This window comes from Streptomyces sp. NPDC059452, assembly GCF_042750035.1.
In the GTDB taxonomy this organism is placed as follows: Bacteria; Actinomycetota; Actinomycetes; order Streptomycetales; family Streptomycetaceae; genus Streptomyces.
Window position 1 is genome coordinate 45874 of record NZ_JBHYVE010000033.1, and the last position, 10911, is coordinate 56784.

Annotated in this window: 4 protein-coding genes and 1 tRNA gene; 4 read left to right on the forward strand and 1 reads right to left on the reverse strand. The window is 70.7% G+C overall.

The window, feature by feature from the left end; genetic code table 11:
* Positions 1-185: 185 nt before the first annotated feature.
* The 4 genes from ACFW9Z_RS31320 (at position 186) to ACFW9Z_RS31335 (ending at position 10145) form a co-directional block, all read left to right on the forward strand.
* Entirely contained in the window at positions 186-1982 is a 1797-nt protein-coding gene (locus ACFW9Z_RS31320) for a PD-(D/E)XK nuclease family protein (protein WP_384646019.1), read from the forward strand.
* A complete protein-coding gene (locus ACFW9Z_RS31325; protein ID WP_161283773.1) occupies positions 1975-3246 on the forward strand; it encodes an HU-CCDC81 and SPOR domain-containing protein in 1272 nt (423 codons plus the stop codon). Before ACFW9Z_RS31320 ends, ACFW9Z_RS31325 begins: the two co-directional genes overlap by 8 nt.
* Positions 3239-6994 (forward strand): hypothetical protein, encoded by a 3756-nt coding sequence (locus tag ACFW9Z_RS31330; protein WP_384646020.1) that lies wholly within the window; start codon positions 3239-3241, stop codon positions 6992-6994. Before ACFW9Z_RS31325 ends, ACFW9Z_RS31330 begins: the two co-directional genes overlap by 8 nt.
* Before the next feature lie 82 nt (positions 6995-7076).
* A complete protein-coding gene (locus ACFW9Z_RS31335; protein ID WP_384646021.1) occupies positions 7077-10145 on the forward strand; it encodes a pPIWI_RE module domain-containing protein in 3069 nt (1022 codons plus the stop codon).
* 394 nt (positions 10146-10539) lie between these two features.
* Here ACFW9Z_RS31335 and ACFW9Z_RS31340 read toward each other — a convergent pair.
* A tRNA-Arg gene (locus ACFW9Z_RS31340) sits at positions 10540-10612 on the reverse strand.
* Between the last annotated feature and the right edge of the window lie 299 nt (positions 10613-10911).

Sequence of the window (10911 nt, forward strand, 5' to 3'; positions counted from 1 at the left end):
CCTTCGTCCTTCCGCACCATCCGGCACAACAGACTAGCGTGAAGCGACCGAGTTGCTAGATCTTCATGGACTCAGTTCACAGACGTGTGTCATGCTGGGTGGCGTCCAGGTGCCGCTCACCGCCTGCCAGGCCCCTTGGTCCTGGACGTCCACTTTGCCCTTGCCGCTCTGCAACGGGGGTCACCATGCAGAACCCACCGGGTGTGGCCGGAGACGACTGGCTGATCAAGGCGAGTCCCCGGATGGCTCGGCCCGACGCCGCTGCCTGCCCCACGCACCGCCGCATCGCGATGCGGCCCCAGCTCGTGGCCGAGCCGGCCGTGCCGTTCCTGTCCACGCCGTACGAGGAGTTCGGATTCGGCCCGCTCTTCACGGCGCTCGACCGTGTGGAGCATGACAGTCAGTCCGTCGCGCAGGTGCGCGAGGAGCTGCGGAACACCCGTGGCCCGTTCCGAGGCAGGGGCGCACCGGTCCACCCCGTACATCTCGCGTGGACCGCGCACGCCCTGGAGCGGTACGTCGAGGCCCGCGCCCGTGAGCAGGCCGCCGCCGCGGAAGCGGGGCTGCCGCCCACCCTGGCGGTCAAGCAGCCGTGGACGTGGCGCACCCGCCGACTGGACGCACCCGATCCGCGCGGCGCCCGGCAGTACGAGCACACCCTGTGGGGCCGCATGTACGCCTCCGTCGACGGGACCGTGCGCGACCTCTGGCTGCCCTCGCTGGGCCGGGCCAAGACCAGCCGCCCTGCCGCCGAACTCGGAGCCGTGGCACAGGTGATGGCCCATGGGGCATCCACCCCCCGGCGCCGAGCGCGGGACGAACCCCCGGCCGTGGCGACCCGTACCAGCCGGCCACCCACCCTGGTGCGCGTCTTCGACGTCGGGTGCACCGACGGCTCGATGGAACCGCTGCTCGGTGCGCCGCCGTTGTCCGGTGAGGGGCCCGCCGAGGCGAAGGGGCGGTTCGAGGACGACGCCGTGCCGGCCTTCCTCTCCGCCGCGACCGCGACCGGCACCAGGCCCGGCGAGAGCTGCGTCGACTGCAAGGCCATCGCCGGTTGCACGGACCTGAAGCGCACCCCGGGTCTGTGGGGAGGGCGGCCCGCGTCTGTCGCACGCAAGCGGCGTTCCGTCTCCGCCTGGGACCTGCGCCTGTACGCGGAATGCCCCGCCCAGTACCACCTGGTGAGGCATCTGCATCTCAACAACCTGTCCGGCGAGAACCAGGGGGCGCGGCGTGGCAGGTTCGTCGACTCCCGGCTGGATGCGCTCCACAGTGAAAAGCCGGTGCGCGGCTGCCGGGACCGTGCGGCCCCCGAGCGGGACGCGCTGCGGTCCGAAAGCGGTCTCGACGAGGCGTCCGCGCGTGAAGCCGCCGGAATGCTGGCCGGGCACCGGCTGCTGTGCCCGCTCGACGGACTCGGCGCCGACGAGCACGTCCTCGTGCAGCATCGGGTGACGGCCTACGTTCCGGAACTCGATGTCGTCGTCCTCGCCGTACCCGATCTCGTGTACACCCATCGTGGCCGGTGGATCTGGCGCGAGACGAAGACCGCCTCCCGCCCTCTGTGGGAGCGGGATTCACTGCTGCGCACATATCCGCAACTGGCGCTCGGCGTGCTGCTGTTGCACGCGGGGGCCGTGGGCGACGACCCGCGCCGCTCCTGGGTCGAGCTGGAGCACCTGCGCGAGAGCCCCAGGGAGAGCAGGCTCGAACGCGTCGATCCCGGGCGCGCCGAGACCGTCGATGAGGCCAGAGATGTCATCGCTTCTCTCGCCCAGCCGCTCATCGAGGACACCACATACGAACCGAGGACCGGGCGCCACTGCCACGGCTGCCTGGCGCGCACCTGGTGCCGTCCCGGCAGCGCCTACGTCACCGATCACCCGCTTCCGCACCGCCTCGATGCGTCCTCTGCCGCCGACGGCTCCGAGCCGAGTGCCGACCCGGCGCCGCGAGGAGGTGCCGCGTCCGATGACTGAACAGCAGGCTTCCCCGGACTGGATGTTCAACCGGGACGTCGTCCTTCTGAAGGACGTAGCCACCGCCGTCCTGCACCTGGCGGCCGTCGACGACCTCGATGCCTTCGCCCTGCCCTATCCGGCCGCCGCGCAGCGCGCCCTGGACGCCTTGACCCTCCAGTGCCTGCGCAACGGGGCCACGCCGCCGGCCGGCGTGCCCGAGATGGTCCGCTGGGCACGCGCCCGGCCGCTCATGAGCTGGCCTCTCGACCAGCTGCCCACCGACCTGTTCGACGCCGCGGACCGGCTGATCGACGAGGGCTCGGCAGAACCCTCCCAGCTCTGCCACGAACTTGCCGTGCGCGGACATGGCGACAGCACCGGGCGACAGTACGACCGCATGGTCATCCACGAGGCCCTGCGAGTCTGCCGCGCGATGTCCGCGCCCGAGTCGTACACGGCCTTCCGCCGCCTCCTGGTCACCCAGCCCGTGGTCACGGAGGACGACTGGACCGAGATCGCCTGCGACCTCTTCCTCGACCCGGTCCGGTTCCTCGTCGAGGAGATCTACGCTCCCGTCCCCGCCGGGTTCCGGCGCGACGGCTCGTACCTGTGCTGCCACCGCTGCCTGACCCTGCTGCACCCGGTGTCCGCCACCGAGTGGTGGTGCGAGCGCGACCAGTGCCGTCACCAGGGCCCCGCGCCGCACGGCCGGACACTCGTGGCGGCGGAGACCGGAGAGCTGCGCCAACTGCGCAAACCACTACGGCTGTTCGTCACCGGGCCTGGCCAGGCCGAGACCTCCCTGGAGAGCGAACTGCGAGCGCTGGGGCTCACCGTCGAGATGTGGCCCAACTTCGACTCGTACGACGTGCGGGCCATTTTCCCCGACGGTCATGTGTGGGCCGTGGACGTCAAGGACTGGGCACATCCCGCCTTCCTCGGCCGCAGTGCGACCGCGGTGCGGGCCGAACCGCCCTACGACGAGGCGTGCTGGGTCGTCCCGGAATTCAGGGTCCGCGCACGCCGCGACTATCTCGACAGCTACGCCAAGGAGCGGCGCGCCGAGGCGGACGGACTCCGGCTTCTGACGGATCGACAACTCGTGCGGGCCGCCCGGCTGCGACTGGCCGGTGACCGAGGACCGGACGCCTCTATCGGTCCGCGGCGCGCCGAAGCGGACGAACCGCCGCGCTCCGCCCGAGGGGCCGCTGGACACCGCCCCATGGACACCACGACCCCGGCCGAGTGCGCCGGGCAGGAGGACGGAGTGGACGATGCGTGACCGTAGCAGTTGGTACCAGCCGGTCGTGGCCGCGCTCGGACCCTGGCCCGAGGAGCACGCCAGGACCCGGCCCGCCCTGCTCTGCCAGGTCGAGCTCGCCCTGCGGCTGATGGAGACCGTGGCACCCGGCCACGCCGCCGACGGGGCGTGGACACTCCTGGGCGGCTACGGCCTCGCCTTCGCACGCGCGGCGAAGCTGCCCGTGGGCGCCGCTGAGCAGGTTGCCCTGGCCGCCGCCCGGCACCTGCTGTGGCCGATGCGCCGCGGCCGGATGTGGCGGCAGTCCCTGGACGCGTACCTGGAACTGCCGGAACGGCTGCGGGCGTACCGTGTCCCGGCGCCGGGGGAGGCGGCATACCGGGTCTCTCCCAAGGTCGCCGCCGACCGCTTCGCCGTGTACGACGAGGCCCTGGCGAGCCTGCCGGGCTTCGCCGTCCAGCCGATGGAACAGGCGGAGGCGGGCGAGCATCGCTTCATGGACCGCCGCCACCGGCGTACCTCCGTCACCATCCCGGCCGACCTCGTACGGGACCCCCTCCCGGGCCACCCCCTCACCGCCGGGCGCCCGGCCACCGCGAGACCGCTGGAGGTGCCGCTCGACGAACTCGCCGACGTGGCACGATGGATGGAAGAGGAGGAGCGGCGGCGCGGCCGCACGGCGGGAAACTGGTCCCAGCGCCTCGACGACCTCGATCTCGACACCCGTACCCCCGACGGAACCGCCTTCACGTCGGCCTCCGCGCTGCCGCTGGACCGGCTCACCCACCTCGTCGGCATGGTCGGCGCGGGTAAATCGACCTTGATGACCCTGCTCGCCGTTTGGGCGCACCACCACGATCTGCGCACCACTCTCGTCGTCGGCGACGTGGCCGAGCAGCTCACCCTGACCGAGCTCTTCCGCGGACTCGGCCTGAGGGCCGCCCTGATCCAGGGTGGCACCACGCGGCCTCAGCACACCCAGCGGCTGCACCGCAGACTCGCCGCGCGCGGAGCGCACTCACTGCTCGCCCACACCGGCGCGGCCTTCCGACACCTCAGCACCGCCTGCCCACTGGACGCGCTGCGCGCACTCGACACATCGGAGCCACTGCGCTACAACGACGCACCGTGCGGCGGCCTGCATCCCGTGCGCAAGGGTGAGGCCGACGAGGGTGGTGACGAAGCGCCGGCCGAGAACGCTCTGCGCGCACTCGAACGAGCCCGAGGCGCTGCCGGCCGGCAGACCCCGGAGGGCGACAGCGGGGAAGAGGAGGAATGGGGCACCCCGCACACCTGCCCGCTGTGGAGCGCCTGTCCCCGGCACTCCACAGCGCGCGACCTCGTCGACGCGCTGATCTGGGTGGCGAACCCCGCCAGCCTCGTCCAGACAGCTGTTCCACGCCAGCTCAACGCCGAACGCCTGCGCTACCTGGAACTGGCCTGCCTGCGCAGCGACATCGTGATCGTTGACGAGGCCGACCGCGTACAGATGCAGCTGGACCAGATGTTCGCGCCGTCGGCAACCCTCGTCACCACCGGTGTCTCCGATTCCTGGCTCGACCAGTTGCAGACGCACGAGATCGCCGAACTCGCCCGGCAGGGACGACTGCCGCTCTCCGACCAGGACGTGGAGCGGTGGTCCGCCGCCCTCGACATCGTGGGCACCGCGGCGGACCGGTTGTACGCCATGCTCATCGACGACGAAGGGCTGCGGAACTGGGCGCAGATCGATTACTTCAGCGCATGGACTCTTCAGGAGAAGCTGCTCAACGCCTGGTACCCGCTGGGATCCGGCCGTGCCGTCCGGGGGCCGGACGGCACGGAGGCGTCGGACGTCGAGGACGAGACCGCGCTGTACGAGGACGAGGACGACGGCGCAGGGGAAGGCTCGGGAGAAGAGGTGGATCTCCCTGAGCCGGAGACGCCCTGGGCGCACCGCCGCAGTGAGATCACCGGGTTCTTCGACACGTTCCGGGACGACCCGCTCGGCGGGCGGGGCCCCTATCTGACGCCCGCCGACGAACTCACCGCCCTCGCCCACGACGTGCTGCACACCCTCGACGAGAAGCGGACGCGCGCCCGGGTCCGCGCGCTCCTCGATTCCTTCCTCGTCGGAGCGCCGGGGCCCCAGCAGCGACCGCCGCACCCCGTCCGTCAGGGCAGGGAACCGGCGCGCGAGGAGGTGCCGCTCAGCGAGGAGTGGCGGGAACTGAACGCCCGGCGACTGGAGTTCACCCTTGTACTTGCCGCGTTGCACCAGCGTCTGGACCGGGTGACCTTCCTGTGGCCGCAGGTGGAGGCGGCGCTGCGGCTCGACGCGGCGAGTCACGAACTGACCCGCCGGCCACCGCTCGACTACGCGCCTCTCCTGCCCGAGGCACCCATGGGAAATGTTCTCGGTTTTCAGTACCTCATCGACGAAAGGGCGGCCGCGCGCGACAAGGACGGACGCCGCACCGGAACCCTGCGCTTCTTCCGCTGCGCGGGCGTGGGCCGCGAACTGCTCCTCGGCCTCCCCCAGCTCGGCGCCGATCCCTCCCGGGCCGAACCCGGTCCACACGTTCTGCTGATGTCCGGCACCAGCTGGGCCGGCACGTCCACCCGCGCCCATGTCCTCGCTCCCGTCCGCGCGGTCCTGAAACCGCAGAGCAAAGCACTGCGGTCCATCCGGGACACCGTGTTCCGCACCGAGTTCCTCTACGACGCGACCGGGCAGCCGATTCGCCTCTCCGGGCAGGACCCTGACAAACGCGAGGACGTGCTGCGTCTGATGATCGACCGGCTGGCCCGTCCCCGCAGGGACGGAACCACGTCTCCGCTGCAGAGCGAACTCGCACAGATCCCCGACCAGCGTCGCAGGCGCGCCCTGCTTCTGGTGGGCAGTTACGCGGAGGCCGGGGTGGCTGCCACGGCCCTGGACGAGATCCCGCGCTGGCGCGGCCGGGTCCGTGTCCTGGCCGCCGACGACGCGGAACTCGAAACCGCGATCGACGGAAGGGCACCGGCCGGAAGCCGGACACGGAGCACCGGAGCGGTGCGACGCGGTGACCTCGCCTCCTTCGCCGAGGACCCGGACGCCGAACTGCTCGTCGCCCCCCTGCTCGCCGTCGAGCGCGGGCACAACATCCTCACCACCCCTCAGCGTCCCGGCGAGGAAAGGGTGGCGGCGTTCGGAACCGTGTTCTTCCTGGTCCGCCCCCACCCTCGTCCCGATGACCTGTCCCTGGCCGTCTTCGCCATCAACGACTGGGCGAGCCGGTTCGTACGAGGTCAACTGACCAGCGAAGGGGCGACATTCGGTGATCTGGTGGCGGAGGCCGACGATCTCCACGCGGCTGGCGGCACCTTCCGCACCGTCGCCCGCCGGGTCTGGCGGCACGTGCTGTCCCGTCCCTACATCTACTCCTCGCTCTCCGACGACGAGAAGGAGTCCTTCGTCTGGGACCAGCTCGTGACCCTCTGGCAGGTCATCGGCCGCCTCGTCCGCGGTGGTGTACCGGCCCGCGTCGTGTTCGTCGACGCCGCCTTCGCACCGCGGTTGGCCGCCGCACAAGCACCCGTCGCGGGCAGGAGCAGGCGGTCCCGTACCAACGACCCCGGACTGCTGGTACGCCTCCGGGACGTCCTCGCCCCGTACTTCAGCGGCACCGAGAGGACTGCCGGAGGGCCCGACCCTGCCGACATCGAACTCGTCAAGCTGCTCTACCGGCCGCTGTACGAAGCACTGTGCGGCCTTGGCGCTCCGTCCGAGCCGAGAGGCACCGACTGACACACCGGGACGCCGCCGCTGCCAAGGCTGTCGAAGACACGCCGCTCCACCGACCACGGACGACATTGCAGGGAGAACGGACATGTACCAGCACATCCGCCGATCCGCGTACCACCTTGCCGAGGGCAGCGCCCCCTGGACCGAGGACTACCGCGCCCTCGCCCTTCCCGAACACTGGCACGCGGACCTTCTCGAACTGCACAACCACGGGCGCGACGAGGAGAAGAGGCAGCTGACTCTGCCCACGCGCCGGCTCGACGGCGTCCTGCAGACCCTCGCACCCGACGTGATCGTGCGCCCCCGCCCCCGTGTCCCCGTCGAGCCGGGGCCGGAGCAGCGCCCCCCGACCGCCGATGACTTCTGGATGTACGTCCCCGCCTCGGCGACCAACCCCCTCCCGGAGCGCTCTCTGCGCCAGCTCCTGGACGCATGGCTGCGCACACTCGGCCCCAGTGACGCGGGGCAGAACCCCGAGTTTCGTTCGCTGCTCCTCGCGAGCAGCGCCGACCTCAAGCGGAACCTGCCCCAGTGGCAGCCGGTCACCGGCGTCGAACTGCTCACCGGCCCTGCCACCCCCGGCGGGACCGCCGCCCCTGACCCCCGGCAGTTCCAGCTCGCCACCGACGCGTTGGCCCGCCGCGTCCTCTCCCTCGACCCCTACCGCTTCGAAGGAGGAGAGCTGCGCTTTCGGGCTGTACCCCGCGGGCCTCGCGACCAGGGGGCCGAGCTCATGTCGCAGCCTCTACGCCGGACGGTCAAGCGTAAGGAGTGGTGGTTCTCCGTCGTACTCAACATCTCCCTGCACACCGCGCCGTTCGACGCCAGGCCGCGTCTGCACCTGCACTGGGGCGTACGGCGGTGGGCGACGCATCCGCGGGCCACCACCAAACGCCTCAACCTCTCCTACCGCGAAGCCACCACGGTCTACTTGAGGCCCACGATCCCCTGGCTCCCCGGAGCACCGGCCACCGAGCGCTACGCACTCGCCCGACTGCGCCGGGACCGGGCAGCGGACACCTTCGCCTGGTCCGAGAACGACACGGCCGGCATCCTGCGCGGACTCAGCCTCGCCGGCCATTTCCCCGACCCCGAACAACTTCTCACCGAACCGGGCTCCTGGATCGGCGAGGGGGGAGGGGTCCGCGCCGCAGTGGTGCACAGCACCCGGATGGGGAAGCACGAGATCGGCACGGGTTTCATGCCCAACCAGCGAGCCCAGCTGACCGAGTGGGCCGAACAGGCCCTTCCGGAGACCGTGGTGCGGGTTCCCGATCTGAAGCGGGGGCGCGGTAAGGGCATCGGAGCTCCCGGGAATCGGCGGCCCAAACCGAGGACCGACGAGGCCAAGAAGACCGAGCTGCTGCGCGAGACCCAGGCACGCAGGGCGAACCTCGCGGCACAGGCACGGATCGCCGACCCGGCCCCGCACCACAGTGGTCCACCGCTGGTCGAGGTCCGGTTGCTGTGGCAGTCGCCAGACGTACGCAAGGAAGCAGTGGCCCAGTTCGCGCACGCCCTGGGTCTTGACGGTGACGGTGGTGCCTCTGCGGCCGCGATCACGGATCGGGACTTCGACGAAGCCCGGCCCGGGGCACCGGTCGCCCTCGAATGGCGGACGGAGGAACTCGTCCTGCGGCTGCGGTGCCTGCCTCTGGCCGACGGACTCGGAGACCGGCTGGTGCCCGACCCGGCCGTCAAAGGCAAGGGAGCGGCCATCTCGACGGCCATCGTCGAGCGCCGAAAAGCCCTGGACTCATGGCTGCGCGCGGACGGCGCGGACCCCGGCCGCCCCGAACTCGCCCTGGTGGAGATCGCCCACCGCAGCACCTTCCGTCCGTCGGCGACGGACCCCAAATTCGCCGTGCGGCTGGGGTGCGCCGACGCGGGCGTACTGACCCAGTTCGTCGTGACCCCCTCCACCGACCGGCAGATCGACAACGCGGACAGCATCGGGCATCGCACCCACAGCTCCTGGCTCGATGGGCTGCGCCAGCTCGGCGTCCGCGTACTGCCGCAGCACACCCTCGACGACGATCTGCCCGAGGGGCTTCAGTACGCCGCAGTGTGGATGGTGAAGCGCCGCAAGGACGGCCCGACCCGCCTGCCCAAGCACCTGCCCGTGGCCGTCCTGGCCACCCCGCTGCCGCACGCGACGGGACAGGCTGCCGTACGAGGCTGGGACGACGCCGCTGGGGAGTGGGTGCCCTATCCACGCTTCCTCCTCGGCCTGGTGAAACAGGCCGAGATCGATCCCGAGGCATGTGCGGAGCCCGACCCGCAAGGCGACGGCCCGCAACCGAGTGCTCCCCGGGTAACGGGTAAGCAGTGGCGTACCAACCTCGCCCAGCAGCGCAAGGAGACCGCGGCCTTCCTCCAGCGTGTCCTGCACTCGCTGCGCGGTCAGCCCACCGCGCTGATCACGCACGCGCAGAACAGCAGGCTGCACTGGCCGTGGCTGCAGGACGGCCGGATCGAGCGGGATCTGATCCGGACGGGCCACGCCCCCGCGGGCCAGCTCGACGACGAACTCCGCCTCGTGCGCGTCCGAGGATGCGGAGGGCGGGAGTCCGCGCAATGGTGGGGCCTTGCGGACCCCGGTAAGCCGCACGGCCAGCCGGCCGGCTTCTGGGCCCAGACCACCCCGTCGCAGGGCGGGGCCTCGTCAAGGGACCGGATCTTCTACAGCACCACGGAGCGCCCCGGTACCCACGCTGTGTCGCCCGCCCTCGACCGCCTGGCCACCAGGGTCAACGCCGCGGGCAACCTCACCTCGCAGGCGGGCACCAGCGCCTGGAACCCGACCTTGCTCGAGATTGCGGTGCTCGGCTGCCACGCGAACAACGACGCGGGCGCCCTTGCCCTGGGAAAGCCGGACGATGCCGAGGCGCTGGCCCTCGCCGTACACCAACTGCGCCAGGCACCGGACTATGCGGCGGCGCTGTCCCTGCCGCTCCCGCTTCACCTGGCCGGACTGGCTCAGGCATACGTCCTCCCGATGCTTGTGCAGAGTGATGAGGCTTCAACAGGAGCGACGGCGGGGCCAACTGTGGAGCAGGAGCAGGGGAGCACGACGGACAACGATTCGGACCCGGACCTCATGGACGCGGCGGGGCTGACCACGGAACCCGAAGCGGGAGACGACGAGGGGTGAGGCTCGTCTCCGGCGGGGCCCTGGGCCGAAGCCGTACTCCGGGTAAGCGGCCGATGCACAGCCGCTGGCTCCGCGATCTGCTTGGTTCGGTGGCGTGCCACGTCGGGGAGCGCCGACGGAGCAGCCTGAGGCAGCGGCCACGAACAGAGCAGGCGCCGCTTTGACGCTCGCTCTGTGTGTGCCCGATGGACCATCAGAACGGCTCTGACCAGGCGTTACTCTCTCGCGGCTGGAGGCTGACCGTGGAATATCCCTCGAAGTGGGGGACGTATGTGGGACGGGGAGCCCAAAATGGGGGTAGAAAACGGAGCAAAACGCCCTCCAGGGCAACGAAAAAGCCCTCCGCAAGTGATCTTGCGGAGGGCTTAAATAGCCTCTGACCTGCAAAAACGTGCGCCCCCGGCAGGACTCGAACCTGCGGCCAAGCGCTTAGAAGGCGCCTGCTCTATCCACTGAGCTACGGGGGCCGGGAGCCCTGATCGGGTGGTTCCGTGGGCCGTGCCGGGACAAGGATAGGGCTCCGATCGCCTGGACCCGGTTGCTTCACCTGCGTGGCACGATGTGGAGGTTCGGTGAAGCGAACCGATAATCGCAGGTAGGTGCGATTCCTGCACCGCTTTTCGCGCCCTGCGGCCCGGGCGTTGTGCACTCGTTATGCCTGCGCCCCACTCGTCCCCTCTGTCCCGACTTCGTCCGGAGTCTGTCTGGAGGGTGGAACCGCCGCGCAGAAGGGCCTATACGCTTCAAAAAGGCTCTAAAATTGGGC

What these genes read in the sequence shown, in the direction of transcription:
- ACFW9Z_RS31320 (WP_384646019.1), top strand. Translation starts at nt 186, where the DNA reads ATGCAGAACCCACCGGGTGTGGCCGGAGACGACTGGCTGATCAAGGCG.
- ACFW9Z_RS31325 (WP_161283773.1), top strand. Translation starts at nt 1,975, where the DNA reads ATGACTGAACAGCAGGCTTCCCCGGACTGGATGTTCAACCGGGACGTC.
- ACFW9Z_RS31330 (WP_384646020.1), top strand. Translation starts at nt 3,239, where the DNA reads ATGCGTGACCGTAGCAGTTGGTACCAGCCGGTCGTGGCCGCGCTCGGA.
- ACFW9Z_RS31335 (WP_384646021.1), top strand. Translation starts at nt 7,077, where the DNA reads ATGTACCAGCACATCCGCCGATCCGCGTACCACCTTGCCGAGGGCAGC.